The sequence below is a fragment of the Stenotrophomonas sp. T8 genome, from assembly GCF_051853085.1.
Classification (GTDB): Bacteria; Pseudomonadota; Gammaproteobacteria; order Xanthomonadales; family Xanthomonadaceae; genus Stenotrophomonas; species Stenotrophomonas sepilia.
On record NZ_CP195329.1, the window covers coordinates 2,855,508 to 2,881,261 of the forward strand.

Consider the following 25,754-nt stretch of genomic DNA (forward strand, 5'->3'; position numbering starts at 1 on the left):
TGCGGTCCGATTGTGCCGCATGACTTGCCAAGCCCGTGTTCAGGCCGGTTCTCACCCTGTGCACGAGCGGCAGGCCACAGTGACCGCATGGCAGCCAACGACGATCTGGTGGTGTTGCGCCCGGAAGGGCTGTACTGCGCCGCCGGCGATTTCCACATTGATCCCTGGCGACCGGTAGCGCGCGCGGTCATCACCCATGGCCACGGGGATCACGCCCGCCCGGGCATGGGCGAGTACCACTGCAGCGAAGGCAGCCTGCCGATCCTGCGCTGGCGCCTGGGCGATGTGCCGGTACAGGCGCACGTCGAGGGCGTGCCGTTCCGCCTGGGCCGGGTACAGGTCTCGCTGCATCCAGCCGGTCACGTCCTGGGATCTTCGCAGGTGCGCATCGACGACGGGCGGCAGGTCTGGGTCGCCTCCGGCGACTACAAGCGGCAGCCTGACCCAACCTGTGCGCCGTTCGAAGTGGTGCCCTGCGATACCTTCATCACCGAAGCCACCTTCGCCCTGCCGATCTACCGCTGGCCGGACACGCCGGCCGTCGCTGCTGAGATCGTGGCGTGGCGCCGCGAATGCGAACAACGCGGCGAGGCTGCGATCCTGCTGTGCTATGCACTCGGCAAGGCACAACGGGTGCTGGCCGAGCTGCGGCCGCTGGACGATCGGCCGGCCTGGCTGCATGGCGCCATCGCCAATGGCGTGGCGGTGTACCGGCAGGCCGGCGTACCGATGCTGGAGACGCTCACCGTGGCCGAACAGGGCCGCCAGCCCGATGCCGCCGGCCAGTTGATCCTCGCCCCGCCCTCGGCTGCGGGCACGCCCTGGATGCGCCGCTTCGGCCGTCACCAGCTGGGCTTCGCCTCGGGCTGGATGCAACTGCGCGGCAACCGCCGCCGCCGCAACGTTGATCGTGGCTTCGTCATTTCCGACCACGCCGATTGGCCCGCACTGCTGCAGACGATCGAACAGACCGGCGCGCAGCGGGTGATCGCCACCCATGGCAATACCGATGCGTTGATTCCGTTCCTGCGCGAGCGCGGCGTGGCTGCCGAAGCCTTCCGTACCGATTTCGGGAGCGAGGAATGAAGGCCTTCGCAGCACTCTACCAACGCCTGGACCGCAGCACTGCCACGCTGGACAAGCGAGCGGCACTGGTCGATTACTTCGGCCAGGCAGGCGCGCACGATGCGGCGTGGGCGCTGTACCTGCTCAGTGGTGGCAAGGTGGGCGGCGCGCGCAGGAAGATCGCCGCCAGTGGCGAACTGCGCGCCTGGATTGCCGAGGAATCAGGGTTGCCACCGTGGCTGGTGGAGGACAGCTATGCGCAGGTGGGTGACCTGGCCGAAACGCTGACCCTGCTGCTGGACGACCCACCGAACCCCTCGCCTGACCGGCCCCTGGCCGAATGGATCGAACAGCACCTGCTGGCGGTGGCCAACCAACCCGAGGCGATGCGCCGTGCGGCAGTCGTGGCCGGCTGGCAGCAGCTGTGCAGCAGCGAACGCCTGGTGTTCAACAAGCTGCTGACCGGCGCCCTGCGCGTTGGCGTCTCGCAACGACTGGTGCAGCAGGCGCTGGCCGAATGGTCCGGCCTGGACATCGCACGCATCGCCCAGCGCATGCTGGGCGAGTGGGTGCCCTCGCCCGGGCTGCTGGCCCAGCTGCTGTCGCCGGATGAGCTGCCGCTGGACCGGCAGCAGCCCTACCCGTTCTTCCTCGCCTCGCCACTGGAGGGCAACCCTGCCGAACGACTCGGCGCGATCGATGACTGGCTGCTGGAATGGAAGTGGGATGGCATCCGCCTGCAGCTGCTGCGCCGGCGCGGCGAGGTCGCCTTGTGGTCACGCGGCGAAGAGCGGCTGGATGGCCGCTTCCCCGAGATCGAACAGGCGGCGATGGCGCTTCCCGATGGCTGCGTGCTGGACGGCGAGCTGCTGGCCTGGGACGAAGCCGCGGACCTGCCGCGTGCCTTCACCGCGCTGCAGACGCGTATCCAGCGCCGAAAGCCCGGTGCGGCCACCCTGCGCAACACGCCAGTGCGGGTGCTCGCCTATGACCTGCTTGAACTCGATGGCGTGGACCTGCGCGAACGTCCGCTGCAGCAGCGGCGCGCGCGTCTCGCCGAGGTCGTCGGTGCACTGAACGATGCACGGATCCAGCTCTCACCCGGCGTTGACGCCGACGACTGGCTTCAGGCGGCGGCAATGCGCGACGTGGCACGCGAACGCGGCGTGGAAGGGCTGATGCTGAAGCGGCATGCCTCGCCCTACCAGGCCGGACGCCGCCGTGGTGACTGGTGGAAATGGAAGGTCGATCCGCTCACCATCGATGCGGTGCTCCTGTACGCGCAGGCCGGCCATGGGCGGCGCAGCACGCTGTACACCGACTACACCTTCGGCGTCTGGGACGGCGACACGCTGGTGCCGGTGGCCAAGGCCTATTCGGGCCTGGATGACAAGGAAATCCTCGCGCTCGATCGCTGGATCCGCGCCAACACCCGCGAGCGCTTCGGCCCGGTGCGCAGCGTTCGCGCCGAACACGTCTTCGAGCTGGGCTTCGAGGCGGTCAACCGCAGCAGCCGGCACAAGTCGGGCATCGCCGTGCGCTTTCCGCGCATCCTGCGCTGGCGCCACGACAAGCCCGCCAGCGAAGCCGATCAGTTGGCCACGCTGCAGGCGTTGGCACGATGAACCGCAGCCAGGCACTGCGCCGGCTTGAAGACTGGTTCGCGTCCAGAGGCTGGCGCTCACTGCCGTTCCAGCGCGCGATGTGGCGTCACTATCTCGCCGGCGAATCCGGACTGCTGCACACACCCACAGGCAGTGGCAAGACACTGGCGATGTTCGGAGGGCCGCTGCTGCAGGCCATGATCAACCCGCCGACCTCCCCCCGCCGCGCCAGCGCGGTACGCCCGCTGCAGGTGCTGTGGGTGACCCCCTTGCGCGCCTTGGCCAGCGACACTGCACGCGCGCTGCAGACCGTGGTCGATGGGCTGGGGCTGGGTTGGCGTGTCGGCCTGCGCAGTGGTGACGCCAGCAACCGAGAGCGGCGCCAGGCGCGCGAAGGCCGCATCGACGTACTGGTGACGACGCCGGAATCACTGGCGCTGCTGCTGAGCTATCCAGATACGCTGCCGCGCATGCAGCGGCTGCGCTGCGTGGTGGTGGACGAATGGCACGAACTGCTGGGAAACAAGCGCGGCGTCCTGCTGCAGTTGAACCTGGCGGTGTTGCGCGATGCCACGCCGGCATTGCAGCTGTGGGGACTGTCAGCCACCCTGGGCAATCTGCACGAGGCGCGCGACGTGCTGCTGCCCGGGCGACCGGAAGCACCGATCGTGCAGGGCGTACGGCCGCGCCCACTGAGCGTGCGCAGCCTGCTGCCAGACCCCGGCGAGCGCTTCCCATGGGCGGGGCATCTGGGCCTGGCACAGCTGCCACGCGTGCTGGAGGCGCTGATGCAGGCACGCAGCAGCCTGCTGTTCACCAACACCCGTGCACAGGCGGAACTGTGGCATCAGGCGCTGGCGGCGGTCTGGCCGGAAGAACCGGACACGCTTGCACTGCACCACGGCTCGCTGGATCCGGCACTGCGCCAGCAGGTGGAGGACGGCCTGCGCGCGGGTGCGCTGCGCTGCGTGGTTGCCACCTCCAGCCTCGACCTGGGCGTCGACTTCCCCGAGGTTGAGCAGGTCCTGCAGCTGGGCAGCCCGAAGGGCGTGGCGCGCCTGCGCCAGCGCGCCGGACGCGCACGCCACCGCCCGGGTGCCAGCGGCGCCATCCTGTGCGTGCCCAGCCATGCGCTGGAACTGGCCGAGTACGCTGCGGTGCGCCGTGCCTTGGCTGAAGGTGTGGTCGAAGCGCGCAGGCCGCCGACGCTGTCGCTGGATGTGCTGGCCCAGCACGCGGTCAGCCGCGCACTGGCGGGCGGCTTCGACAGCACTGCGCTGCTGGCACAGGTCCGGCGTACCCATGCCTTCGCGTCGCTCGGCGACGACCAGTGGCAGGCCGTGCTCACGTTCATTGTGCAGGGCGGGCAGGCGTTGGCCCAGTACCCCGATTTCCACAAGGTCGTGCGAGATGCCGATGGGTGGTACCGCATGCACGACCGCCGCCAGGCGCTGCGTCATCGGCTGTCGATCGGCACCATCAGCAGCGATGGCAGCGTGCGCGTGCAGTTCCTGCGCGGCGGCGGCCTGGGCGCCGTGGAGGAGCAGTTCGCCAGCCGCCTGCGCCGTGGCGACCGCTTCCAGTTCGCCGGGCGCCTGCTGGAGCTGGTGCAGCTGCGCGACATGACCGCCTTCGTGCGGTTGGCACGAGGGCGCGGAGACGGTGTCGTGCCACGCTGGCAGGGAGGCCAGTTGCCGCTGTCGATGCCACTCGGACGCGAGCTGGAGTGGGTACTGTCCGGTGCTGACGACAGCGCCGAATCACGCTGGCTGTCGCCCTTGCTGGCACTGCAGCAACAGTTGTCGGCGCTTCCCGGCCCGGACCACCTGCTGGTGGAAGAGGTGCGGCGTCGCGAAGGCCAGTTCCTGTTCGTCTATCCCTTTGCCGGCCGCCACGTGCATGAGGCGCTGGCCGCCCTGCTCGCGCTGCGCTGTACCCGCCGGCAGCGCAACAGCATCGGCTATGCGGTGAACGATCACGGCCTGGTGCTGGCACCGGCACAGGCCATCGATCTGGACGCGGCGCAATGGCGGGCGCTGTTCGCCACCGGTCAGCTGCTGGATGACCTGCGTGCTGCGGTGAACCTGGGCGAGCTGGCGCGTCGCCAGTTCCGCGGCATCGCACGCGTCGCCGGCCTGCTGATCCCCAGCCTGCCCGGTGGCATGCCACGGGCACTGCGCCAGCTGCAGGCGTCCGCGGGACTGCTCTACGACGTACTGCGCGAGCACGACCCGGATCACCTGCTGCTGGCGCTGGCGGAACAGGAAGTGCTGAATGACAGCCTCGACATGCCGGGGCTGCAACAGGTACTGGCCAGGATTCGGATGCAGACCCTCTCGGTGCAGCGCCCGGCGTCACTGACGCCGTTGGGTTTCCCGCTGTGGGCCGAACGCCTGCGCGGGCAGTTCAGCAACGAAGACTGGCGTACCCGGGTGCAACGCGTGGCCCAGCAGCTGGAGCGTCGGCATGGCCGATGAACTGCCGCTGCTGCGCGCAGGCGAGCCGCTGGTGCTGCTTGGCGCGCGTGCACTGTACTGGCCCGCGCGGCAGGCACTGCTGCTCGCCGACCTGCACCTGGGCAAGGCCGATGTCTTCCGCCGCGCAGGCATCGCGCTGCCCGGCGGCGGTACCGGCAAGGACCTGCAACGCCTGCAGGGGCTGCTGGACGCGCGTGCCTGCCGCGAGGTGTGGATCCTGGGCGACATCCTGCACGGCCCGGCGCATCGTGCTGCGTGGTACCAGCAATGGCTGGGATGGCGCGAACGCAATGCCGCACTGGACGTGCATGTCCTGCGCGGAAATCATGACCGGCAGCTGCCGCGTGCCGAGCTGCAGGTGCAGATCCACGACGAAGTACGGTTGCCACCGTTCCTGCTTCGGCATGAGCCGGTGCCCGATGCGGAGCTGCATGTGATCGCCGGGCATCTGCATCCACAGATCGCTTTGCCTCCGTTGCGGCGGCGCTTCCCCGCATTCTGGCTGCGTGACAGGATGACACTCCTGCCGGCCTTCTCCGCGTTCACCGCCGGAATCGTTCCTGTTCCCGCTGCCGGCGAACAGATGGTCGCCTGCGTGGACAACGGCCTGGTGGCACTGCCCCTGGCTTGAATCAGGCCGGACGGATATCCAGCTGCGGCATCAGCTGGAACTCAGGCGTGTCCTCTTCCCGTCGCCGCGGCAAGGCCTGGATCGCCGCCAGCATCTCCTGCGCGCAGGCGCGGATGCGCGTGTGGTGCTCCGGCGACGCATGACTGATCAGGCTGCCGACATGAAACTCGAACACGTCCTCCAGTACGTCGGGCTGGTCCTCGTGCAGCATCTGCAACAGACCGCGCAGCTTGCAGATTTCCGATTCCAGCTCCTCGACCGCGAACAACATGGCATCCTCCTCTTCGACAACAGGCGGCACATCCGGGCCGCAACAGGCCGCGACGGCAGCGCCTCCCGGGCCACGCGCGATGTTGATCACGGAAAGGAAAACGGGCGACGCGTAATCGCGTGCAACCTACTTCTCGCATATGCGCAGTGAGGCAACCGTTAATTCACGTGACGATGCGTTTCACGCAGTGGCTGTGATCGCGTTGATGCGAGGCACCTGCGCCGCAGTGGCCAGCGCGTCGACGAAAGCAGGATCCAGCGCGAGCGAACCGAACCAGCCATGCTGGGTACCGCTGAGCACACGCAGCATGTGACCACGTCCACCCGGCAGGCGCCCCATCGGGCCGAGCAGCACGTCGCGCGCTTTGGCCCAGGCATCGCGATCGGACTGGAACAGCGGCGTCAGCCAACGGCTCCAGCGCTGGTAGACCGCAACGTGTGCCCTGCGCTGCGCCTGGTAGGCCTGCAATGCCGCGGCACCGCCACCATGCGCGCGCAAGGCATCGCGCAGCGCCAGCGCATCGAGCAGCGCCATGTTCACGCCCTGGCCCAGCTGTGGGCTCATCGCATGCGCGGCATCGCCGGCCAGCACCATGCGGCCGTGATGCCAGCGCGTCATCACCGCGTCGCGGTAGACGGCCCGTGCCAGCTGGCCGGCGTCACGCAGATGCGCGAAGCGTGCACTGGCCTGCGGCCACAGCGCATGCAGTTCGTCCAGCCAGGGCATCATGCCGTCGGCCTGCCAACGTTCGAAATCGGCGCGTGGCAGGCTCCAGAAAAAGCTCAGGCGCGGCGTGTCATCACCGGGCCGCGTACCGACCGGCAACAGCCCGATCATCTTGCGAGCGGCCACGTAGCGCTGCCGCAGCTCCTGCAGGTGTGGCCAGTCTTCGGCCGGCAACAGGCACCACAGCGCACCCCACGGATACACGCGATCCAGTCCGTTACCGTCTTTGATCGTGCCGCGCAGCGTCGAGGCCGCACCATCGGCGGCCACCACCAGGTCGAACGCACCGTGCAGGCGCCCTTCGCTGTCACGCAGGCGGCCGTGCTCGGCATCCACTGCAGCGATGCTGACGCCGGCATGCAGCTGGCCCGCACCAGCACGCGCATCATCCAGCAACGAGAACAGGGCGCCGCGCTGCATGCCAAGGCCGTGCAGGCGCGCGTCCAGGCCGGCGTAGCGCATGTCCATCACTGCGCGTTCGCACGGCGTATCGCCGTACAGGCGATGCACCGGCGCGGCATGCGCGCGCACGGCGTCAAGCAGGCCCATCTGCCACAGCACCTGCAGGCCGCTGGGCTGCAGCAGGAAACCGGCGCCAACCGGTCCCGGCGTGGGCACACGTTCGAAGATCTCCACCTCGTGGCCATCACGGGAGAGCAGGATGGACAATGCCTGTCCAGCGGTGCCGTAGCCGATCACGGCGATGCGCAGTCGTTCCTTCATGGGCGCATTGTGCCCGAGCGCAAATCCGGATGCCCAGCGGGGCCCCGCCCACGGCAGCGCAATTCTTGTCGCAGCGCAAAAAAAACCCCGCCGGAGCGGGGTTTTCAACGCACTGTCGAGTGGATCACTCGGCCGGCGTGATGTTCGAAGCCTGGGCGCCCTTCGGGCCCTGGGTCACGTCATAGGTGACACGCTGGCCTTCCTGCAGGCTGCGGAAGCCCTTGGAGTTGATGGCGGAGAAGTGCGCGAACACGTCGGCGCTGCCATCCTCCGGCGAGATGAAGCCAAATCCCTTGGCGTCGTTGAACCACTTGACGGTACCGTTCGGCATGGTGATGCGAGACCTTATGCAATGAATGGGTGGTGTACGCTGAACCCGCGCACAAGCTGAGTATGCAAAGCTTGCTCGGGGAAGACAATCACCCCCGCGCCAATTCGCCCACCAGTTCCGGAAGTCCGTTGCTGGCCGCCTGCACATTGGCCAGCACTTCGGCCATCGTAATCTCCTCGCCATCACCGCAGCCGGCGGCCCAGTTGGCGATGATCGCCAGGCAGGCATAATCCAGCCCCAGCTCCCGCGCCAGTGCGGCTTCCGGCATGCCGGTCATGCCCACCAGATCGCAACCGTCGCGGCGCATGCGGGCGATTTCGGCGATCGTTTCCAGGCGCGGGCCCTGCGTTGCGCCATAGCAGCCACCGTCATGGACCGTGACACCGGTCACTTTGGCTGCCGCCAGGATCTTGCTGCGCAGCATCGGCGTGTACGGATGGCCGAAATCGACGTGGACCACGTCGGAGCCTTCTTCTTCACAGATCGTGCTGATGCGGCCCCAGGTGTAGTCGATGATCTGGTCCGGGCAGGCGAGCACGCGCGGACCGAAGTTCTCGGTGATGCCACCCACCGTGTTCAATGCCAGCACCCGCTGCGCGCCCAGCTGCTGCAGCGCAGCCAAATTGGCTCGGTAGTTGATCTTGTGCGGCGGCAGCGAATGCCCCTCGCCATGCCGCGCCAGGAACGCCACGCGATGGCCGAGCAGCGTGCCCACGCGCACCGGGCCCGATGGGCGGCCGAAGCGGGTGTCGACCTCGTGGGTCTGCACGTCGTCAAGCTTGGCCAGGTTGTAGACACCGGTACCGCCGATCACGGCCAGGGCGATCTGTTGCATTCGAAGCACTCCATGAAAAGACGAACGCCGGCACCCGAGGATGCCGGCGGCAGAAGAAGACGCGCCGCGGGCGGCTGCGCCGTTATTCCTTCATCGCGTAGATGGCCGGCACGCAGCGCAGGGTCTCGTTGACGTCCATGCCGAAGCCGAACACATAGCGGTCCGGCAGCTCGATGCCCGCGTAATCGGCGGTCACGTCAGGCAGCGCACGGTCGTGCTTCTTCACGGTCATCGCAGCGATGCGCACATCGGTCGCGCCCTGTTCCAGGCACCAGGTGCGAACGCCCTGCAGGGTGTAGCCCTCGTCGAGGATGTCGTCGACCAGCAGCACGCGGCGGCCGAACAGCGAGGTGGCCGGCTTGTGCTTCCAGACCAGGTCACCGCCGGTGGTTTCGCCGCGGTAGCGGGTGGCGTGCAGGTAATCGAACTGCACGTCCTGGCCGCGCGCGCCCAGTTCCAGCGCCAGCTGGCCGGCGAACGGCAGCGCACCATGCATGATCGACAGGAACAACGGCACCTCGCCCTTGTAATCGCGCGCGATGGCGTCGGCGATAGCAGCGATGGCCTTGTCGATGGTGGGGCGGTCGACCAGCAGGTCAGCCTGGGCCAGGGCCTGGGAAATGGTGAGGTTGGGCATCAGACGGTTCTTCCAAGGGTTTCAAGCAGACGGGATTGGGTGTCGCCATGGCGGGCATCGGCCAGCAGGCCGTCCCAGCCGAGTGCGCCGCGGCCGAGCAGGCCCAGCAGCGCAGCAGTATTGAGGGAGCGTCCCTGCACCGCATGCAGGGCTTCATCGACCAGTTCCGGATGGCAGACCAGCACCACGTCGCAGCCGGCGTCCAGGTGCGCGTGCACGCGTGCCGGCACGCCGCCGGCGCTGTGCGAGGCGGCCATGCCGATGTCATCGGAGAACACCACGCCGCGGAAGCCGAGTTCGCCGCGCAGGATGTCCTGGATCCAGCGTGGGGAATAGCCGGCGGGCTCCGGTGCCACCTGCGGATAGATCACGTGCGCCATCATCACCGCATCGGCACCGGCGGCGATGCCGGCCTGGAACGGCACCAGGTCCTGCGCGCGCAGTTCGTCCAGCGCGCGTGGATCGATCGCGGTATCCACGTGGGTGTCTTCCAGCACGGTGCCGTGGCCAGGGAAATGCTTGAGCGTGGCGGCCATGCCGACCGCGTGCATGCCGCGCACATAGGCTGCGGTGAACGCGGCCACGACCTGCGGGTCTTCACTGAAGGCGCGGTTGCCGATGGCGCGGTTGCCGCGGCCAAGGTCGACCACCGGGGCGAAGCTGAGATCCAGGCCGCTGGCGCGGACTTCACTGGCCATCAGCCAGGCATGCTGCTCGGCCAGCGCCAGGGCCTGCTGCGGGTCGGTGGCGTACAAGGCACCAATGTCCTGCAGCGGCGGAAGATCGCTGTAACCCTCGCGGAAGCGCTGTACGCGGCCGCCCTCCTGGTCCACGCAGATCAGCTGCGGGCGCGGGGCAGCGGCACGGATGGCCGCGCTCAGATCGGTCACCTGCTGGCGCGAGGCGAAGTTGCGCTTGAACAGCACCACTCCGGCCACGGCGTCGTGCTGCAGCCAGTCACGTTCCTGGGCGGTCAGTTCGGTGCCGGCAACGCCGATCAGCAGCATGGTCGATCTCCACAACGCGCGCCCGCATGGCGCAGTGCCGCATTGTCGCAGAACCGGCCGACAGGCGCAGTGGTCAGAAAAAGGGGACGGAGGGGATTAAGGCGCAATCGGCCCCAAGAGGCTGGATACGTCTTAATCCCCTCCGTCCCCTTTTGAGGAGCCGGTCAGACCTTGCAGCCGTCCGGGCCGCAGGCCTCGTCGCCGTCAGCCGGGGTGGCCGGGGCGCCCTGTTCGGCCGCGATCTGCTGCAGGGCCTGGGCGAACGCCTCGGGTGGTTGGGCCCCGGAAATCGCCCACTTCCCATCGATGACGAAGGTCGGCACCGAAGAAATGCCCAGTGCATGGGCCTGCGCCAGCTTGGCTTCGACCTCGGCCAGCCCGCGGTCGGAGGCCAGCATCTGCGCGATTTCGCCACCGTCCAGGCCGCCCGCCACGCCGGCCTTCACCAGTACAGCGTTGTCAGCCAGGTTCTGGCCATGCTCGAAGTGGGCGCGGAACAGCGATTCACCCACCGCATCCTGCACGCCATGCTGGCCGGCCAGCCACAACACCCGATGCGCCGGCAGCGTGGTCACCCGCACCTGGCCCTGGTTGAAATCCATCGGCAGCCCCTCCGCGCGTGCGGTGGTCTGGGTCTGGCCGAGGATCTGCTCGGTGCGCTCGACGCCCCCGAACTTGCGCGCATAGGCCTCGCGCAGCGGCACCGGGGTGTCGTCCGCATCCGGGTCCAGCTGGAACGGCTGCCAGTGGATATCGAGGTCAGGCGCGTTCGGGCCCAGCAACTGCACGCCCTGCTGGAAACGATGCTTGCCGATCCAGCACCAGGGGCAGACCACGTCGGAGTAGATGTCGATTCTCATCCGAACGACATGGGGACCGCCTTCCTCGATAAAAGGGGACGGAGGGGATTAAGTCGCTTTCCGCACAGGCGGGGTAAAGCCGACTTAATCCCCTCCGTCCCCTTTTTGGGGGCTCACCACTGTGAATACGGGCGGCTGGCCAGGGCAACGTTGTAGTAGCGGGCGTCATCGGTCACTTCGGCGCCGACCCAGTCCGGCAGGTCGATGGCCTGGTCCGCGCTTTCCAGCTCGACTTCGGCCACCACCAGGCCGGCGTTGTCACCGAGGAACTCGTCCACTTCCCAGGTCAGGCCGGCGTGTTCGACCAGATGGCGGCGCTTGTCGATCAGGCCGCCGACACACAGCGCCAGCAGTGCGCGCGCGTCCTCCACGGGGATCGGGTAGTCGAACTCCTGCCGGGTGTGGCCGAGGGTGCGCGACTTCAGGTTCAGCGCGGCGTGGTCGCCTTCGATGCGCACGCGCACCGAGGCGTTCTGGGTGCCGCGGTCGAGCGCGCCCATGTCGTTGATGTAGCCCTGCGCCATCGGGATCACCCGATGCGCGGCGGTGCGCCAGCCATCGCTGCTGACCAGGAATTTGCGTTCGATTTCGATGCCCATGGCGCAATTATGCGCCACGGGTGATGACAGCTGCTCAGCGCTTTTCGAATACCGCGATGCTTTCCACGTGCGCGGTGTGCGGGAACATGTCCATGGCACCGGCGCTGACCAGGGTAAAGCCCTGTTCGTTGACCAGATAGCCGGCATCGCGCGCCAGCGAGCCCGGGTGGCAGCTGACGTAGACGATGCGCTTGAACTGCTTCAGCGGCAGCTGCTGCAGCACTTCGATCGCGCCCGAGCGCGGCGGATCCAGCAGCAGCTTGTCGAAGCCCTGGCGCATCCACGCCGTGCTGCGCTGGTCCTGGGTCAGGTCGGCGCTGAAGAACTGCGCGTTCGCCAGGCCGTTGCGCTCGGCGTTCTCACGCGCACGCGCGACGAGGCCGGCATCGCCTTCCACACCCACCACTTCACGCACACGGCGGGCCAACGGCAGGGTGAAGTTGCCCAGGCCGCAGAACAGGTCCAGCACGCGCTCGTCCTTACCCGGCTGCAGCAGGTCCAGGGCGTGGGCGATCATCTTCTCGTTGAGCTTGGCGTTGACCTGGATGAAATCCAACGGGCGGAACGCCAGCTCGACATCCCACGGCGCCAGCCGGAACGACAGCGGCACGCCCTGCCCGTCCAGCGGCTGCACGGTGTCCACGCCGCCGGACTGCAGGTAGATCACGAACCCATGCTGCTGGCCGAAGGCAGCCCAGGCCGCGCGGTCCGCATCGCTGAGCGGTTGCAGGTGGCGCACGGTCAGCACCACCGCCTGGTCACCGGCGATGAACTCGATCTGCGGGATGTCGCGCTTGCCATCGAGCGTTTCAATGAAGGTGGACAGCGCCTCGACCTGGGTGCCGATTTCCGGAATCACCGTCAGGCATTGGCTGAGGTCGGCGACGAAACGCGGATCCTGTTCACGGAAGCCGACCAGGGTCTTGTCCTTCTTCTCGACCCGGCGCACCGAGAAGCGGCCCTTGCGGCGGTAACCCCAGCTCTCGCCGACCAGCGGCGGCAGCACGGTGCCCGGCTTCACATGGCCGATCCGCTCCAGGTTGTCCATCAGCACGCGCTGCTTGGCGACGATCTGCTGGGCCTCGTCCAGGTGCTGCAGTACGCAGCCGGCACAGGTGCCGAAATGGGGGCACTTGGGGGTCACCCGCTGCGGCGAGGCCTGCAGCACCTCCAGCGTGCGCGCCTCGTCGAAATGGCGGCTGCGGGCTGTCTGTTCGGCCATCACCACCTCACCGGGCAGGGCGCCGCTGACGAAGGTAACCTTGCCGCCCTCGCCTTCACGGCGGGCGACACCGCGACCATCATGGCTGAGGTCGAGGATCTCGGTCTGGAACGGGGTACGGTCGGTGCGGGAGCGGGATCGGGCCACGTGGCAACAGGCTGCGGGCAAAAATGGGGGCGTATTGTCGCAGATCCTGACCGATGGGGCCCGGACCCGCTTGCGCCCGTGGCCGTCGTGCATGATGATTGGGACAGCTGACATGGAGGCAGCCCTGATGCAGATGACCCCGCGGGCCGCACGGCCCCGCTTCCTGCTTGTCGAGGACGACATCATCAGCCGCGGTTTTTTCAAGGCGGCGTTGGAAACGTTACCGGCGGATGTGGACACCGCAGATTCGCTGGCCAGTGCCCTGGCCAGTGCCGAGCCCGGCTCGCATGACCTGTGGCTGATCGACGTCAACCTGCCGGACGGCAATGGCGCGCAGCTGTTGCGTGAGTTGCGCCGTTCACATCCCGACACGCCGGCGCTGGCACATACCGCCGACGGCGATGCCTCCATTCACGCCCGCCTGCGCGAAGCTGGTTTCAGCGACACGCTGGTCAAGCCACTGGGCCGCGACCAGCTGCTGAAGGCCGTGCGCCGAGCGCTGGTCAACAGCCCGGCGGGGATCTTCGTGGCACAGGCCCCGGCCGCGGTCGAACTGGCCGTACAGGACTGGGACGAGACCGCAGCCCTGGCAGCGCTCAATGGCCAGCGCAACCACCTGATCGCACTGCGCGAACTGTTCCTGGCCGAGTTGCCGGGCGTGCGCGACGCGGTCGAGCAGGCGGTCGACCAGCACGACGAGCGCCAGTTGCGCAGCCAGTTGCACCGATTGCAGGCCAGCTGTGGCTTCGTGGGGGCGGCACGGTTGGGACGGGCGGTGCGCCAGCTGCATCATGCGCCCGATTCCGGGCAGGCCCAGGCGGGGTTCCGCGACGCGGTGGCTGCCCTGCTGCACTGAGGGTTGCTCGGCAGGGCTGCGCCCCTGCAACTGCCGAGGCTTCAAACCAAGGCAACAGCAAAGGCCAGAGCCAGAGCGGCTCTGGCCTTTGCTTGTTGGGCGGGCCGGTGTGGGTGGGCAGGACACGCCGTAAACCCCGCTCCGCGGTCCGGCCCAGCCGCTGGCGGCTGGGCCGGGCCCCGGAGGGGTACTTGCAGCGCCCCCCCCTCAACCGGACCCACCCCGCCATCCGACGGAATGCACGCTGTTGCTGTTGCTGTTGCTTTGGCCTCGGCAGGTGCAGGGCTGCAAGCCCTGCCGAACACCCCTCAACGCCTGGGCGCCAGCTGCTCGAGCATTTCCCAGGACTTCAGCCCGCGCGGCCCCAGGTGATGGGCCAGCACCCGCCGCATCGGCAGGCGCAGGCTGGCCAGATCGGCGGCATCCGGCTCTTCGTCAGCCGCCAGCGCCAACAGCGCCGACCCGGTGGCGGCTGCCCGGCGCTCCCCGCCGCGCTCGCTCAACAGGCGCTGCGCACCCTCCTGCGGGTCCAGTTCGTACCGCGCCGCCGGGTCGATCGGCTGGCCATCGCTGGCGCTGTCCAGCTCGAAACCCAGGCCCAGCGCAGACAGCAGCTCGCGTTCGAAACGGCGCAGGGTCCAGGCCAGGCCAGCGCCCACCGCCAGCCGCGCACGCGCCTCGCCGTAGGCGAGGTACAGCTCCGGCAGCGGGTCCTGGCGCGGGGCCAGGCGCAGGGTCAGTTCGCTCAGGTAGAAGCCGGCCAGCATCGCCTGCCCGACCAGGCGTGGCGCGGCATCCAGCGCCTCGGCGCCACGCAGCTGGGCCAACTCACCCCGCTGCTGGGCACTGAAGCGGATCCACTGCAACGGCTGCAGGGCGGCGCGCAGCACCTGGCCCTTGGCAGTGGACACGCCACGCGCAAGCAGGCCGATACGGCCATGCTGTGCGCTCAACACTTCGACCAGCAGGCTGGTCTCGCGGTAGGCCCGTGCGTGCAGCACGAAGCCGGTGTCGTCCTCGATCATCATCGAAGCGACTACAACGCCTTACTCGTAACCGAAGGCCTTCAGCGCGGCCTCGTCGTCGGACCAGCCTTCACGCACGCGCACCCAGGTTTCCAGGAACACCTTGGCCCCGAACAGACGCTCCATCTGCAGGCGGGACTTGGCGCCGATCTCCTTCAGGCGGGCGCCGCCCTTGCCGATCACGATGGCCTTCTGGCCTTCACGCTCGACCCAGATCACCGCACCGATGCGCAGCAGGTTGCCGTCCTCGGTGAAGCGTTCGATCTCGACAGTGGTGGCATACGGTAGTTCCTCGCCGAGCTGGCGCATCAGCTGCTCACGCACCAGTTCACCGGCCAGGAAACGCTGGCTGCGGTCGGTGATCTCATCCTCGCCGAACATCGGCGGGGCTTCCGGCAGCAGCTTCAGCACGTCGCGCACCAGCGCTTCCAGGCCGTTGCGCTTCTGCGCGGAGATCGGATGCACGGCGGCGAAGTCGCGACCCTCGGTCACCTGCTGCAGGAACGGCAGCAACGCGCCCTTTTCCTTCAGGCGATCGATCTTGTTGACCACCAGCACCACCGGGATGCCGGCGTCGCGCAGCACGTTGAACGCCAGGCTGTCCTCTTCATCCCAGCGACCGGCTTCGATCACCAGCAGGCCGGCATCGACGCCTTCCAGCGAGCCACGCGCGGCGCGATTCATCACCCGGTTCATCGCCCGCTTCTGGACCTTGTGCAGTCCGGGGGTGTCAACCAGCACCAGCTGGCCCTCCGGATAGGTGGCGATGCCCAGCAGGCGATGACGCGTGGTCTGCGGACGGTTGGAGACGATGCTGACCTTGGCGCCGACCAGGGCATTGGTCAGGGTCGACTTGCCCACGTTCGGGCGGCCGATGACGGCCACGCTGCCGCAATGATGGGGAGTTTGTTCGCTCACTTGGAATCCAGTTGTTCTAGGACGGCCGCAGCCGCCTGTTGTTCGGCAAGCCGCCGCGAGGCGCCTTCGCCCTCGGTGCTGGCGGCCGGGTCGGCTACGTTGCAGCGTACCCGGAAGTGCTTGGCGTGGTCGTCACCGGATTCTGACACCAGTTCATACTGCGGCAACGCCTTCTGTCGGGCCTGCAGCCATTCCTGCAAGCGGGTCTTGGGGTCCTTCTCGGGTCGGCCGGAGGCCGGCAGTGCCTCGATCGAAGCGCTGAACCAAGGCAGTACCACCGCCCGGCAGGCCTCGAAACCGGCATCCAGGTAGATCGCAGCCACCACGGCTTCCACCGCGTCGGCCAGGATCGAATCACGACGGTGGCCACCGGACTTCATTTCGCCCGGGCCCAGGATCAGCCGCTCGCCCAGTTCCAGGCTACGTCCAATCACCGCCAGCGCGCCCTCACGCACCAGTTCGGCGCGGGCACGGGTCATCGCGCCCTCGTCAGCCTTGGGCCAGCGTCGGTACAACGCCTCGGCCGCCATCATGTTGACGATGCTGTCGCCCAGGAATTCCAGGCGCTCGTTGTGTGGCGCACCGGCGCTACGATGCGTCAGCGCCTGCTTGAGCAGCGCCGGGTCGCGGAAGGGATGACCGATCAGGTCACCACGTTGGAAAGGTTTATTCGGCACCGCTTCGAGTCAGGTCCTGGGATGAATCGAATTTGCCAACCACGTCCAGGTTGCCGACCAGCGGACGGCGCACTTCGTAGTTGACCTTGAGGGTCCAGCCATTGTCGCGACGGTCGAACTTCACGTTGGCCGGCTTCACGTTTTCCGAGTAATTGATGTACAGGCGCTTGAAGAACAGATCCTGGATCCGGGCCGGCTCCATGCTGCCCACGCCCGGCTCCTTGGCCAGGCTCTTCATCGCCGAGCGCACCGCGTAATACTCCTGGTACATCGGGAACAGCTTCATGCCGATGTAAAGGAAGAAACCCACCACGATCAGGACCGCCAGGAACGAGGTCAGGGTCATGCCACGCTGCGTGTTCATCGTCTTCATTGCGTTCTCCCCAGATACGCGTTGGATGTGAAGGTACTCAGTTGATGCTCGAGCCGATCCGCGACGGCTCGAAGCCATCCTTGCAGAACCAGCCCTGGCAGTTCAGCCAGATCAGGAAGGCCTTGCCGCGCAGGTTTTCTTCCGGCAGCAGGCCCCAGAAGCGGCCATCGTCGCTGTTGTCACGATTGTCGCCCATCACCAGGTACTTGCCGGCCGGTACGGTCCACTGGCCCTGGCCACGCGGATAGTCGGTCTCCAGCACGGTATGGGTACGGCCCGGCAGGTGCTCGACCAGCAGGTTGGCGCCCTCGCCCTGGCCCTTGTGGCCGGCATAGATGCCCTTGTTGTCGTACTTCAGCGGTTCGCCATTGAGGATCACGCCGTCGCCTTCGAAGACCACGGTGTCACCCGGCACGCCGATCACGCGCTTGATGAAGTTCTCGCCCTTGGCCGGGTCGTTGTCGCTGTGGCCGGGGAAGTGGAACACCACCACGTCGCCGCGCGACGGCTCGCCGAAGGGGACGATCTTGGTGTTGCTGATCGGCAGGCGCAGGCCGTAGGAAAATTTGTTGACCAGGATGAAATCGCCGATCAGCAGGTTCGGCATCATCGAGCTGGACGGGATCTTGTACGGCTCGGCGATGAAACTGCGCACGATCAGCACGATCGCCAGCACCGGGAAGAATGCACGCGAGTAGTCCACCAGCACCGGCTCGGTGTCGAGCAGGCCCGCGCGCTGGGCGCGGCGCTTGGCGAGGTACAGCTTGTCGGCGAGCAGGATCAGGCCCGAGGCCAGGGTCAGCACGACCAGGAGGATCTCAAACAGTTTCATTCAGGGTCCTTTGCAACGTCACCAGACGACCGGCCCCGCGAGGCCGGTGCGGGCTTACTTGTTGTCCATCTGCAGCACGGCCAGGAACGCTTCCTGCGGGATCTCCACGCGGCCGACCTGCTTCATGCGCTTCTTGCCTTCCTTCTGCTTTTCCAGAAGCTTCTTCTTGCGCGAGACGTCGCCACCATAGCACTTGGCCAGCACGTTCTTGCGCATCGCCTTGACCGTGGTGCGGGCGATGATCTGCGAGCCGACGGCGGCCTGGATGGCCACGTCGAACATCTGCCGGGGGATCAGGTCCTTCATCTTCTCGCACAGCTCGCGGCCACGGCGGTCGGCGTGGCTGCGGTGCACGATCAGCGACAGTGCGTCGACCTTGTCACCGTTGATCAGCACGTCGACGCGCACGAACGGGCCGGCGTCGAAGCGCACGAAGTGGTAGTCCAGCGAGGCATAGCCACGGCTGACCGACTTGAGCTTGTCGAAGAAGTCCAGCACCACCTCGGCCATCGGCAGCTCGTAGCTGATCTGCACCTGGCTGCCCAGGTAGTTGATGCCGATCTGGCTGCCGCGCTTTTCTTCGCACAGCTTGATGATGTTGCCGATGTATTCCTCGGGAGTGAGCACATTGGCGCGGATGATCGGCTCGCGGATCTCCTCGACCTGGTTCACCGGCGGCAGCTTGGCCGGGTTGTCCATGTTGATGACCGAGCCGTCGGTCTTCAGGACCTCATACACCACCGTCGGCGCGGTGCTGATCAGGTCCAGGTTGTATTCGCGTTCCAGGCGCTCCTGCACGATCTCCATGTGCAGCATGCCCAGGAAGCCACAGCGGAAGCCGAAGCCCATCGCTTCGGAGCTTTCCGGCTCGAAACGCAGCGCGGCATCGTTCAGGCGCAGCTTGTCCAGCGCTTCGCGCAGGTCCGGGTAGTCCTCGGCATCGACCGGGAACAGGCCGGCGAACACGCGCGGCTGCATTTCCTGGAAGCCCGGCAGCGGCTTCGGCGCCGGATCGCCGGCCAGGGTGAGGGTGTCGCCGACCGGCGCACCATGCACGTCCTTGATGCTGGCGGTGACCCAGCCCACTTCACCGGCACGCAGCGCCGGCAGCACCTTGCGCTTGGGAGTGAACACGCCGACGTTGTCGACCTGGTGGTTGCGGCCGGTCGACATCACCTGCAGCTTGTCACCGGCCTTGATCTCGCCCTGCATCACGCGCACCAGCGAGACCACGCCCAGGTAGTTGTCGAACCACGAGTCGATGATCAGCGCCTGCAGCTTGTCGGTGTCGCGCGGCACCGGCGGCGGGATGCGATGGACGATCGCCTCCAGCACGTCCTGCACGTTGAGGCCGGTCTTGGCACTGACCGGCACGGCGTCGGAGGCGTCGATGCCGATCACGGCCTCGATCTCGGCCTTGGCGCGCTCGATGTCGGCGGTGGGCAGGTCGATCTTGTTGATCACCGGCACCACTTCCAGGCCCTGCTCCACTGCGGTATAGCAGTTGGCCACCGACTGCGCTTCCACGCCCTGCGCCGCGTCGACCACCAGCAGCGCGCCTTCGCAGGCGGCCAGCGAGCGGCTGACTTCATAGGAGAAGTCGACGTGGCCGGGGGTGTCGATGAAGTTCAGGTGATAGGTCTGCCCGTCCTTGGCCAGGTACGGCAGTGACACCGATTGCGCCTTGATCGTGATGCCACGCTCGCGCTCGATGGGATTGGAGTCGAGCACCTGCGCTTCCATCTCGCGGGCCTGCAGGCCACCACAGAGCTGGATGATGCGGTCGGCCAGCGTGGACTTGCCGTGGTCGACATGGGCGATGATGGAGAAGTTGCGGATGTTCCGCATCGAATCAGAAGACATAGGTGGCGGCGGCGCGCGGCGTCGTCAGGGTAACGGTCGATTATCGCATGCCCGGCGCCCGGCCGCGAAAACTGCCTCATCGGGCCGGGGCCAGAACGGCCGAAGCCCCGCCGGGGCGGGGCTTCGGGGGCCGCGTCGGCGCCGCCGAAGCGGCCCCGGCAGGAGCCTTACTGGCCGGCCTTCACCGCCACGAAGGCGCTGTTGCCGTTGGCCGTGCGGACCAGCAGCATCACCACGTCGTCCTTCTTGAAGCTGGACAATGCCCGGTTCAGGGCATCCACGCTGCCGACCGCAGTGCGGCCGACCTGCAGGATCACCATGCCCGGCGACAGGCCGGCATCGCGTGCCGCCTGGCCCTTGACCCCGGTGATGCGCACGCCTTCATTGCCGTTGAGCCCCAACTGCTTGCGCTGGGCCGCGTTCAGGTCGCTGACGTCCAGCCCCAGCAGGGCGTTGGCACCGGTCTGCGGAGCCGCCTCGCCACCGCCAGCCGACGGCCCGCGGGCATTGGCCTGCCCGTCCTCGCTCAGTGCGGTCAGCGTGGCACTGAGCTCATGCGGCTTGCCGTCGCGGTAAACCACCAGGTTCACCTTGCTGCCCGGCGCCATCGCACCGATCAGCGGCGGCAGGTCGGACCAGCTGTTGACCGCGCTGCCGTTGACCGAGCGGATGACATCGCCCACCTGCACGCCGGCCTTGGCGGCCGCACTGCCGGCCACGATCTGGTTGACCAGCGCGCCGCGGCTGTCCGGCAGGCCCAGTCCCTGCGCCTTCAGCGAATCGATCGGTTCGACCACCGCGCCGAGCTGGCCGCGGGTGACCTTGCCGCTCTTCTTGATCTGCTCGACCGCGCTCATCGCCAGGTCGATCGGGATCGCGAAGCTGATGCCCATGTAGCCGCCGGAGGCCGAGAAGATCTGCGAGTTGATGCCGACCACTTCGCCGCGGGTGTTCAGCAGCGGCCCACCGGAATTGCCCTGGTTGATCGCCACGTCGGTCTGGATGAATGGCACGTAGCGCTGGTCCGGCCCCCCCGTACTGCGACCAACGGCGCTGACCACGCCGGCGGTAACGGAATGGTCGAGGCCGAACGGCGAGCCGATCGCGACAACCCATTGACCGGGCTTCAGGGTGTTGGAATCGCCCACGCGCACGGTGGGCAGGTTCTTGCCATCGATCTTGAGCAGGGCCACGTCGTACTGCTGGTCGCTGCCCACCACCTTGGCGGTGAACTCGCGGCTGTCGCCCAGCTTGACCTTCACCTCGCTGGCGTCGGCCACCACGTGGTAGTTGGTCAGTACATAGCCATCGGGCGAGATGATGAAGCCCGATCCCATGCCACGCCCCTTGATGCTGGGACCGCCATCCTGCCCACCCGGCCCCTGCCCCGGCATCGGGAAGTCAGGGCCGAAGAAGCGGCGGAAGAACTCCGGCATGTCATCGTCGCCCATCGGGCCGCGCGAGGCCTGGCGGTTGTTGCGGACGATGGTGGTGTCGACGTTGACCACGCCCGGGCCGACCTGTTCGACCAGGTTGGTGAAGTCAGGCAAGCCACTGACCAGCGGTTGTGCAGGCGCCCGCGGCGCCGCGGCCGGCGCAGGCTGGGTCTGCGCGGCAGGCGCCGGCTCCTGTGCGCAGGCCACCAGGGGAAGGGTCAGGGCCAGCAGGCCAATGGCCTGCGTGCGGAGTCGGGGAGTCATCGGACGGCAACCTCCGGATCGGGTGGAAAGAGGAATACGGGCCCCGCCGACGGCGGGGCGTGAAGGCGCCCGGCTCAGTCGCGCGGGCGCGGCGGCACCGGCAGGTCGTCCTGCAGGCGCGGCTCGAACGGGTAGAACGCGGCACCACCGGCATGGGCCGGGAAGCTGGCATTGAGCGCACCACCGGCGGCGGGCGCCAGGCTGGAGCGCGGCCATGGCCGGGCCTGCAGCCCACCGACCTCACCAAACGGCAGGTTGTGGTTGGCGTTGGCCGGTACGGTCGGAGCCAGCGGTGCCTGCACGGCGGCGATGGCGCGCTGCGGAGCGTCATCGCGCTGGGCGGCACGCGCGGCCTGCTGGCTGCGGGTTGCACTGGCGCGGCGGGCGTCCTGGCGACGGCTGGTAGCAGCCATCGCCACAGCCGGCGCCGCCGCCACGGCCATCGCGGCGGTATCCACCGATGCTTCGGTCACCGGGGCCGGCGCGGTTGGCGCCGGTGGCAGTTCCGCCTGGCTGGCGATCACCTGCGGCGCCAGCGGTTCACCCGGCGTGGCCTCCTTCAGTTTCTCGCCGCCGATGAACAGTGCGACGGCGGCCACCGACGCGGCCAGGGCGGCGCCGCCGCCCCAGGCCCGCCAGCCACTGCGACGTACCTGGCGACGCGGCTCGGCCTGTGGCGCCGGCTCGGCCGCGATGGCGGCAGCCACGGCGGCACTGAAGCCGGCCGGCGCCAGCGCCGACGCCTGTCCGCGCATCACGTCGCCCAGCAGCTGCCAGCGTTCCTGGCAGCCGGCCAGCTCGGGGTCGTGCTCCATCCGGCGCAGCAGGAAGCGCGCTTCATCGGCGCCCAGCTCGCCATCGACCAGGGCCGACAGCTGCTCGCGATGGCGCTGGTCCAGGCGCTGCCCGGCGGGCGATTGATGGTTCTGCGATTCGTTGAACGGGTTACTGGTCATACGCGGCTCTTCTCACGGGTGGCGCTGCCGATGTCCAGCAGCGGCCGGAGTTCGGTGTCGATCGCCTCGCGCGCCCGGAAGATCCGTGAACGCACCGTGCCGATCGGGCACCCCATCTTCTGCGCGATATCCTCGTAGCTCAGGCCTTCCACCTCGCGCAGGGTGATCGCTGACCGGAGTTCTTCCGGCAGCGCGTTGACGGCCTTCATCACCGTCTGTTCCAGCTCCTGGCGCATCAACTCGCGTTCGGGCGTGTCGGTGTCACGCAGGCGCGTACCACTGTCGAACTGTTCGGCATCGCCGATGTCGATGTCATCGGTCGGCGGCCGTCGATTGTGTGAAGCCAGGTAGTTTTTGGCGGTATTCACGGCGATTCGATGCAACCAGGTTGAGAACTGGGCATCGCCACGGAAACTCCCGATCGCGCGGTAGGCACGGATGAAAGTGTCCTGGGCGACGTCCTGACATTCGCTCCAGTCGGCGATGTAGCGACCGACCAGGGCCACCACCCGATGCTGGTACTTGCGCACCAGGACATCGAAGGCGGCACTCTCGCCGTGCTGCACGCGCCGGACCAGTTCCAGATCCAGCTCCTGTGGTGTATCAACCTCGGCCATGAGGGGCCGCACTCCTGTCAGCCCAACCGACGTCGGGCAATGAGACTGCCAATCCCGGGAAAAGTTCAGTCGCCGATCACCTGGCGCCGCACCAGCTTTTAACCACCGTTCCGTTAGCGTCCCGGTCCACGGCCATGGATCCGGGGGCGCCACTCCCCTGCTATTGGGATTTGACGCGAGGGAAACAACCTCTGGATCATAGCCGCTTCTCCATACACAACCGGATGGAACGTCCATGCTCTCAGGCTTCGATGGTCTCCGCTTCAGCCACTGGCACCCCGAGATCCGCGACGACGGCGTGGTGGTTCTCTCCCTGGATCGTCAGGACAGCAGCGTCAACGCGATGTCGCAGGACGTGCTGCTGGAGCTGGGCGACCTGCTTGAGCGCATCGCGCTGGACCCGCCCAAGGGCGTGGTGGTCCAGTCGCTGAAGAAGGCCGGCTTCATTGCCGGTGCCGACCTGAAGGAGTTCCAGGAATTCGACCGTCGCGGCACTGTCAACGACGCGATCCGTCGTGGCCAAGCGACCTATCAGAAGCTGGCCGAGCTGCCCTGCCCCACCGTGGCGGCGATCCACGGCCACTGCCTGGGCGGCGGCACCGAACTGGCGCTGGCCTGCCGCTACCGCGTGGCGTCCAATGACAGCAGCACCCGCATCGGCCTGCCGGAAACCCAGCTGGGCATCTTCCCGGGCTGGGGCGGCAGCGCCCGCCTGCCGCAGTTGGTGGGCGCGCCGGCGGCGATGGACATGATGCTGACCGGCCGCACCCTGTCGGCCTCGGCCGCGCGTGGCATCGGCCTGGTCGACAAGGTGGTGGCGCCAGCGGTGGTGCTCGACACCGCCGTCGCGCTGGCGCTGTCCGGTACCACCCGCCCGTTCAAGCAGCGCGCGACGGCATGGGCCACCAACACCTGGCTGGCACGCAGGCTGCTGGCGCCGCAGATGGTCAAGCAGGTCGCACGCAAGGCGAAGAAGGACCATTACCCGGCGCCGTACGCGCTGATCAGCACCTGGCAACGCAGTGGCGGCAAGCCGATCCAGGCCCGCCTGGACGCCGAGCGGCGCGCCGTGGTGAAGCTGGCCAGTACACCGACCGCGCGCAACCTGATCCGTATCTTCTTCCTCACCGAGCGACTGAAGGGCCTGGGCAGTGGTGATTCCGGCATCCGTCACGTGCACGTGGTCGGCGCCGGCGTGATGGGCGGCGACATCGCCGCGTGGGCCGCTTACAAGGGCTTCGAGGTGACCCTGCAGGACCGCGAGCAGCGCTTCATCGACCCGGCCATGGAACGCGCGCAGGCGCTGTTTGCCAAGAAGGTGCGCGACGAAAGCAAGCGCCCCGCCGTGGCCGCACGCCTGCGTGCCGACCTGGAAGGCAATGGGGTTGCCGAAGCGGATCTGGTGATCGAGGCGATCATCGAGAACCCGGAAGCCAAGCGTGCGCTGTACCAGACGCTGGAACCGAAGATGAAGCAGGACGCCCTGCTGACCACCAATACCTCGTCGATTCCACTGGTGGAACTGCGCGATCACATCCAGCGCCCGGCGCAGTTCGCCGGCCTGCACTACTTCAACCCGGTAGCGCAGATGCCGCTGGTGGAAATCATCCACCACGATGGCATGGCGCCGGAGACCGAGCGCCGCCTGGCCGCGTTCTGCAAGGCGCTGGGCAAGTTCCCGGTGCCGGTGGCCGGCAGTCCGGGCTTCCTGGTCAACCGCGTGCTGTTCCCGTACATGCTGGAAGCCGCCACCGCCTACGCCGAAGGCGTCCCGAGCCCGGTGATCGACAAGGCCGCCGTGAAGTTCGGCATGCCGATGGGCCCGATCGAACTGATCGATACCGTTGGCCTGGACGTGGCCGCCGGTGTCGGCCGCGAACTGGCGCCGTTCCTGGGCCTGCAGATTCCGGCCGCGCTGCAGACGGTGGAACCGGACAAGCGTGGCAAGAAGGATGGCCAGGGCATCTACACCTGGGAGAACGGCAAGCCGAAGAAGCCGGACGTGGCCAGCGACTACCAGGCCCCGGCCGACCTGGAAGACCGCCTGATCCTGCCGCTGTTGAACGAGGCAGTGGCGTGCCTGCACGAAGGCGTGGTGGCCGATGCGGACCTGCTGGATGCCGGCGTGATCTTCGGCACCGGTTTCGCCCCGTTCCGCGGCGGTCCGGTCCAGCACATCCGTGCGGTCGGTGCCGATGCGATCGTCGAGCGGTTGAAGGCGCTGCAGCAGCGCCACGGCGACCGTTTCGCCCCGCGCCCGGGCTGGGACAACCCCGTCCTGCGCGAACCGGTGGTCTGAGTTCATCGGCCGGGCCTGCGGCCCGGCACCCGCAGAGGCAACCGCCGAAGCAAAAGCCAGAGCCGGAGCCAGAACCGGAGCCGGAGCAACAGCCGGCTCTGGCTTTTCTGTTTGCTGGGCGGGGCGGTGTCGGGTTGCGGGGACGCCGTAAACCCGTCCTTGGGGGCTTGGCCGCGGCATCCATGCCGCGGACACCCCGCAACCCGACACCGCCCCACCCCTGACAGTTTCCCGGTGACGGTGGGTGAACTGCGATGGCTGTAGGTGTCGACCTTGTTCAGCACGGATCATTACGAACTGGCGGGTGTCGACCTTGGTCGACACCAAGAGCGAAGCGACCGGCGTTTGATTTTGATTTTCTTTTTCTTCTCCGTGGCTGGACGCACACGGAAACTGTCTGGGGCCGGGCGGGGTGGGTTCGCGGGGGTGTCCGCGGCATGGATGCCGCGGCCAAGCTTCCACGGACGGATTCACGGCGTCCCCCGCGAACCCACCCCGCCCGG

General features: G+C 67.7%; 24 protein-coding genes. 6 read left to right on the forward strand and 18 right to left on the reverse strand.

Going from position 1 to position 25,754, the window contains the following annotated elements; all coding sequences use genetic code 11:
- Positions 1-87: 87 nt before the first annotated feature.
- The 4 genes from ACSDHM_RS13415 to pdeM are packed head-to-tail and all read left to right on the forward strand — an operon-like array spanning position 88 to position 5,777.
- Positions 88-1,086: a ligase-associated DNA damage response exonuclease gene (locus ACSDHM_RS13415; protein ID WP_061479802.1), complete on the forward strand. Its 999-nt coding sequence runs from the start codon at positions 88-90 to the stop codon at positions 1,084-1,086.
- Positions 1,083-2,690 (forward strand): ATP-dependent DNA ligase, encoded by a 1,608-nt coding sequence (locus ACSDHM_RS13420; RefSeq protein ID WP_072169096.1) that lies wholly within the window; start codon positions 1,083-1,085, stop codon positions 2,688-2,690. Before ACSDHM_RS13415 ends, ACSDHM_RS13420 begins: the two co-directional genes overlap by 4 nt.
- Positions 2,687-5,146, forward strand: a complete 2,460-nt coding sequence (locus tag ACSDHM_RS13425; protein ID WP_088496751.1) for a ligase-associated DNA damage response DEXH box helicase — start codon at positions 2,687-2,689, stop codon at positions 5,144-5,146. The genes ACSDHM_RS13420 and ACSDHM_RS13425 overlap by 4 nt, the downstream gene beginning before the upstream one ends.
- Positions 5,136-5,777 carry a ligase-associated DNA damage response endonuclease PdeM gene (gene pdeM / locus ACSDHM_RS13430; RefSeq protein ID WP_072169094.1) on the forward strand — a complete coding sequence of 214 codons (642 nt, stop codon included), beginning with the start codon at positions 5,136-5,138 and terminating at the stop codon, positions 5,775-5,777. Before ACSDHM_RS13425 ends, pdeM begins: the two co-directional genes overlap by 11 nt.
- A 1-nt stretch (position 5,778) precedes the next feature.
- Here pdeM and ACSDHM_RS13435 read toward each other — a convergent pair whose 3' ends face one another.
- The 9 genes from ACSDHM_RS13435 to rlmD form a co-directional block, all read right to left on the reverse strand.
- Complete coding sequence (locus tag ACSDHM_RS13435; protein WP_088496771.1) at positions 5,779-6,048, reverse strand: hypothetical protein; 270 nt, start codon at positions 6,046-6,048, stop codon at positions 5,779-5,781.
- A gap of 180 nt (positions 6,049-6,228) precedes the next feature.
- Positions 6,229-7,497 carry an FAD-dependent oxidoreductase gene (locus ACSDHM_RS13440; protein WP_088496752.1) on the reverse strand — a complete coding sequence of 423 codons (1,269 nt, stop codon included), beginning with the start codon at positions 7,495-7,497 and terminating at the stop codon, positions 6,229-6,231.
- A gap of 124 nt (positions 7,498-7,621) precedes the next feature.
- Complete coding sequence (locus ACSDHM_RS13445; RefSeq protein WP_005410590.1) at positions 7,622-7,828, reverse strand: cold-shock protein; 207 nt, start codon at positions 7,826-7,828, stop codon at positions 7,622-7,624.
- Positions 7,829-7,916: 88 nt separating this feature from the next.
- Complete coding sequence (locus ACSDHM_RS13450; RefSeq protein ID WP_005418222.1) at positions 7,917-8,663, reverse strand: S-methyl-5'-thioinosine phosphorylase; 747 nt, start codon at positions 8,661-8,663, stop codon at positions 7,917-7,919.
- A gap of 82 nt (positions 8,664-8,745) precedes the next feature.
- The gene (locus ACSDHM_RS13455; protein ID WP_005418223.1) at positions 8,746-9,300 is read right to left on the reverse strand and encodes a hypoxanthine-guanine phosphoribosyltransferase; all 555 of its coding nucleotides are present in this window, start codon (positions 9,298-9,300) and stop codon (positions 8,746-8,748) included.
- A complete protein-coding gene (gene nagZ, locus ACSDHM_RS13460) occupies positions 9,300-10,307 on the reverse strand; it encodes a beta-N-acetylhexosaminidase (protein WP_061479808.1) in 1,008 nt (335 codons plus the stop codon). Before nagZ ends, ACSDHM_RS13455 begins: the two co-directional genes overlap by 1 nt.
- Before the next feature lie 164 nt (positions 10,308-10,471).
- Positions 10,472-11,167: a DsbA family oxidoreductase gene (locus ACSDHM_RS13465; protein WP_151354904.1), complete on the reverse strand. Its 696-nt coding sequence runs from the start codon at positions 11,165-11,167 to the stop codon at positions 10,472-10,474.
- A 113-nt stretch (positions 11,168-11,280) separates the two neighbouring features.
- Positions 11,281-11,766, reverse strand: coding sequence for a CYTH domain-containing protein (locus tag ACSDHM_RS13470; RefSeq protein ID WP_053500339.1), 486 nt, complete (start codon positions 11,764-11,766; stop codon positions 11,281-11,283).
- A gap of 34 nt (positions 11,767-11,800) precedes the next feature.
- A complete protein-coding gene (gene rlmD, locus ACSDHM_RS13475; protein ID WP_088496755.1) occupies positions 11,801-13,135 on the reverse strand; it encodes a 23S rRNA (uracil(1939)-C(5))-methyltransferase RlmD in 1,335 nt (444 codons plus the stop codon).
- Between the two features lie 127 nt (positions 13,136-13,262).
- On the opposite strand from rlmD, the gene ACSDHM_RS13480 reads away from it, so the two are divergent.
- The gene (locus ACSDHM_RS13480; RefSeq protein WP_072169087.1) at positions 13,263-13,991 is read left to right on the forward strand and encodes a response regulator; all 729 of its coding nucleotides are present in this window, start codon (positions 13,263-13,265) and stop codon (positions 13,989-13,991) included.
- 308 nt (positions 13,992-14,299) lie between these two features.
- On the opposite strand, the gene recO is transcribed toward ACSDHM_RS13480, so the two are convergent.
- The 9 genes from recO to rpoE all read right to left on the reverse strand — a co-directional run bounded on the left by recO (position 14,300) and on the right by rpoE (position 22,952).
- Entirely contained in the window at positions 14,300-15,019 is a 720-nt protein-coding gene (gene recO, locus ACSDHM_RS13485; RefSeq protein ID WP_049447075.1) for a DNA repair protein RecO, read from the reverse strand.
- Positions 15,020-15,037: 18 nt separating this feature from the next.
- Positions 15,038-15,934 (reverse strand): GTPase Era, encoded by an 897-nt coding sequence (era, locus tag ACSDHM_RS13490; protein WP_005410599.1) that lies wholly within the window; start codon positions 15,932-15,934, stop codon positions 15,038-15,040.
- Complete coding sequence (rnc, locus tag ACSDHM_RS13495) at positions 15,931-16,611, reverse strand: ribonuclease III (protein ID WP_005418230.1); 681 nt, start codon at positions 16,609-16,611, stop codon at positions 15,931-15,933. Before rnc ends, era begins: the two co-directional genes overlap by 4 nt.
- A complete protein-coding gene (locus ACSDHM_RS13500; protein ID WP_014038086.1) occupies positions 16,601-16,984 on the reverse strand; it encodes a DUF4845 domain-containing protein in 384 nt (127 codons plus the stop codon). The genes rnc and ACSDHM_RS13500 overlap by 11 nt, the downstream gene beginning before the upstream one ends.
- A gap of 37 nt (positions 16,985-17,021) precedes the next feature.
- The gene (gene lepB, locus ACSDHM_RS13505; RefSeq protein ID WP_005418234.1) at positions 17,022-17,816 is read right to left on the reverse strand and encodes a signal peptidase I; all 795 of its coding nucleotides are present in this window, start codon (positions 17,814-17,816) and stop codon (positions 17,022-17,024) included.
- A gap of 54 nt (positions 17,817-17,870) precedes the next feature.
- The gene (gene lepA / locus ACSDHM_RS13510; protein WP_005418237.1) at positions 17,871-19,664 is read right to left on the reverse strand and encodes a translation elongation factor 4; all 1,794 of its coding nucleotides are present in this window, start codon (positions 19,662-19,664) and stop codon (positions 17,871-17,873) included.
- A 182-nt stretch (positions 19,665-19,846) separates the two neighbouring features.
- Complete coding sequence (locus ACSDHM_RS13515; protein ID WP_439426323.1) at positions 19,847-21,379, reverse strand: DegQ family serine endoprotease; 1,533 nt, start codon at positions 21,377-21,379, stop codon at positions 19,847-19,849.
- Positions 21,380-21,453: 74 nt separating this feature from the next.
- Complete coding sequence (locus tag ACSDHM_RS13520) at positions 21,454-22,335, reverse strand: sigma-E factor negative regulatory protein (RefSeq protein WP_072169164.1); 882 nt, start codon at positions 22,333-22,335, stop codon at positions 21,454-21,456.
- Positions 22,332-22,952, reverse strand: a complete 621-nt coding sequence (gene rpoE / locus ACSDHM_RS13525; RefSeq protein WP_005418256.1) for an RNA polymerase sigma factor RpoE — start codon at positions 22,950-22,952, stop codon at positions 22,332-22,334. Before rpoE ends, ACSDHM_RS13520 begins: the two co-directional genes overlap by 4 nt.
- A 235-nt stretch (positions 22,953-23,187) precedes the next feature.
- On the opposite strand from rpoE, the gene ACSDHM_RS13530 reads away from it, so the two are divergent.
- Positions 23,188-25,251 (forward strand): 3-hydroxyacyl-CoA dehydrogenase NAD-binding domain-containing protein, encoded by a 2,064-nt coding sequence (locus ACSDHM_RS13530; protein ID WP_439426324.1) that lies wholly within the window; start codon positions 23,188-23,190, stop codon positions 25,249-25,251.
- Positions 25,252-25,754 lie beyond the last annotated feature (503 nt).

Coding starts and splice junctions, on each gene's coding strand:
- rpoE (WP_005418256.1), bottom strand. CDS start 22,952: ATGGCCGAGGTTGATACACCACAGGAGCTGGATCTGGAACTGGTCCGG.
- ACSDHM_RS13515 (WP_439426323.1), bottom strand. CDS start 21,379: ATGACTCCCCGACTCCGCACGCAGGCCATTGGCCTGCTGGCCCTGACC.
- pdeM (WP_072169094.1), top strand. CDS start 5,136: ATGGCCGATGAACTGCCGCTGCTGCGCGCAGGCGAGCCGCTGGTGCTG.
- ACSDHM_RS13450 (WP_005418222.1), bottom strand. CDS start 8,663: ATGCAACAGATCGCCCTGGCCGTGATCGGCGGTACCGGTGTCTACAAC.
- ACSDHM_RS13455 (WP_005418223.1), bottom strand. CDS start 9,300: ATGCCCAACCTCACCATTTCCCAGGCCCTGGCCCAGGCTGACCTGCTG.
- ACSDHM_RS13435 (WP_088496771.1), bottom strand. CDS start 6,048: ATGTTGTTCGCGGTCGAGGAGCTGGAATCGGAAATCTGCAAGCTGCGC.
- ACSDHM_RS13465 (WP_151354904.1), bottom strand. CDS start 11,167: ATGAGAATCGACATCTACTCCGACGTGGTCTGCCCCTGGTGCTGGATC.
- ACSDHM_RS13425 (WP_088496751.1), top strand. CDS start 2,687: ATGAACCGCAGCCAGGCACTGCGCCGGCTTGAAGACTGGTTCGCGTCC.
- ACSDHM_RS13440 (WP_088496752.1), bottom strand. CDS start 7,497: ATGAAGGAACGACTGCGCATCGCCGTGATCGGCTACGGCACCGCTGGA.
- lepB (WP_005418234.1), bottom strand. CDS start 17,816: ATGAAACTGTTTGAGATCCTCCTGGTCGTGCTGACCCTGGCCTCGGGC.
- ACSDHM_RS13415 (WP_061479802.1), top strand. CDS start 88: ATGGCAGCCAACGACGATCTGGTGGTGTTGCGCCCGGAAGGGCTGTAC.
- ACSDHM_RS13470 (WP_053500339.1), bottom strand. CDS start 11,766: ATGGGCATCGAAATCGAACGCAAATTCCTGGTCAGCAGCGATGGCTGG.
- ACSDHM_RS13445 (WP_005410590.1), bottom strand. CDS start 7,828: ATGCCGAACGGTACCGTCAAGTGGTTCAACGACGCCAAGGGATTTGGC.
- nagZ (WP_061479808.1), bottom strand. CDS start 10,307: ATGCTGCTGATCGGCGTTGCCGGCACCGAACTGACCGCCCAGGAACGT.
- ACSDHM_RS13420 (WP_072169096.1), top strand. CDS start 1,083: ATGAAGGCCTTCGCAGCACTCTACCAACGCCTGGACCGCAGCACTGCC.
- lepA (WP_005418237.1), bottom strand. CDS start 19,664: ATGCGGAACATCCGCAACTTCTCCATCATCGCCCATGTCGACCACGGC.
- recO (WP_049447075.1), bottom strand. CDS start 15,019: ATGATGATCGAGGACGACACCGGCTTCGTGCTGCACGCACGGGCCTAC.
- ACSDHM_RS13500 (WP_014038086.1), bottom strand. CDS start 16,984: ATGAAGACGATGAACACGCAGCGTGGCATGACCCTGACCTCGTTCCTG.
- ACSDHM_RS13530 (WP_439426324.1), top strand. CDS start 23,188: ATGCTCTCAGGCTTCGATGGTCTCCGCTTCAGCCACTGGCACCCCGAG.
- ACSDHM_RS13520 (WP_072169164.1), bottom strand. CDS start 22,335: ATGACCAGTAACCCGTTCAACGAATCGCAGAACCATCAATCGCCCGCC.
- ACSDHM_RS13480 (WP_072169087.1), top strand. CDS start 13,263: ATGCAGATGACCCCGCGGGCCGCACGGCCCCGCTTCCTGCTTGTCGAG.